This is a genomic window from Pseudomonas sp. NPDC098747, from assembly GCF_044760045.1.
Taxonomy (GTDB): domain Bacteria; phylum Pseudomonadota; class Gammaproteobacteria; order Pseudomonadales; family Pseudomonadaceae; genus Aquipseudomonas.
This window is the reverse complement of the sequence record NZ_JBIWAL010000154.1, coordinates 1-1,092: the sequence shown is the minus strand read 5'-3', so window position 1 is coordinate 1,092 and position 1,092 is coordinate 1. Positions and strand designations below refer to the sequence as shown.

Annotated in this window: 2 protein-coding genes and 1 pseudogene; all 3 read left to right on the top strand. The window is 57.8% G+C overall.

Annotated elements, in window-relative coordinates; genetic code table 11:
- Positions 1-202 (top strand): annotated as a pseudogene (locus tag ACIQVE_RS29745) (phage tail protein); the annotation flags it as partial.
- Complete coding sequence (locus tag ACIQVE_RS29740) at positions 202-645, top strand: tail fiber assembly protein (RefSeq protein ID WP_402815545.1); 444 nt, start codon at positions 202-204, stop codon at positions 643-645. The pseudogene ACIQVE_RS29745 and the gene ACIQVE_RS29740, both read left to right, overlap by 1 nt.
- Positions 635-1,092: hypothetical protein (locus ACIQVE_RS29735; protein WP_402815543.1), on the top strand; the 458-nt coding region annotated here is incomplete at its 3' end. The genes ACIQVE_RS29740 and ACIQVE_RS29735, both read left to right, overlap by 11 nt.

The following is a 1,092-nucleotide window of genomic DNA, read 5'->3' as shown; positions in this document are numbered from 1 at the left end:
GGGCACCTATGGGCTGTTTATCACTAAAGGTGGCGGCGGGACGAGCGTCGGAACTGTGGTAGCGGGTGCAGACCTTGGCTGGTCTAACACCGCCGGGCAAGACTTCGGCGCTCCTTTCGGCACGTGGGTGTTGCATGGGTCGATATTGAATCGTGATGGTTTGTCGCCTGACTCGACAACCCTCTGCAAGAGGATTGCGTAATGGTCATTACTGAAGTACGCAACCCTCAATGGGCGAATGCTGAAAAGACGGCCATCAATGTGTCGATGACGGTTGAAGGTTTTGGTGAGATTCCGTTCACCGCCAGCCCGGACGATACGACCGATTACGGCCCGAAGATCTTTGAATGCGCCGTTGCGGGCGAGTTTGGTGAGGTCGCCGATATGGCGCAGATTCCGGATGAAGTGCTGATTACACGGGCGATCTATCAGCAAAGACGAAAATTGGCCGAAGCGGCTATTTCCTTGGCGCCGCTGCAGGATGCGGTCGATCTGGATGTAGCCACTGGCGAGCAGGTCGAGCAGCTCACTCAGTGGAAGCAATACCGCATCGACCTTAGCAAGATCGCTGAGCAGGCAGGTTGGCCGGGGGAAATTGATTGGCCGTCGCTACCTTCCTTTGAGGACTCCGACGATGAAGCTTGATAGCACAGAGGCGGTGGGCCTGCTCAAGTGGCTACTGGGAAGCTGGAGACGCATATTCGGACTGATCGCCATCACGACGTTTGCTGGCGTCTCCTACGCCCTGTGGGAGGAGCGGGGAGCGATATCGTCAGCAGCAGCCAGCCGGTGGGCAAATCCGGAAATCATCGAAGAGCGTTTGCCGGACGTGGTGGCGGGATTGGTGCAGGAACTCAGGCCGAAAACGATTTACGTCTGGTCGGCGAATGTCGCCGGCAACACTCGGCGCGCGATCTACGTCTGGATTGATGGCGTTCGCCGACCCGAGCTGGAGGGCAAAGTCGAGATGCTGTTCCCTGACGATAATCAGGGCATCAGTCACGTTGCCCGACTCATCAAGGGCAAGGAGTTCTGTGAGGAGTTCGAGCCCCGCGCATCGATCAGGGATGCGATCAAGCGTGCGGGTGTCGT

Bases quoted from the DNA above. Each gene is read 5' to 3' on its own strand.
- ACIQVE_RS29740 (WP_402815545.1), top strand. From the start codon at position 202: ATGGTCATTACTGAAGTACGCAACCCTCAATGGGCGAATGCTGAAAAG.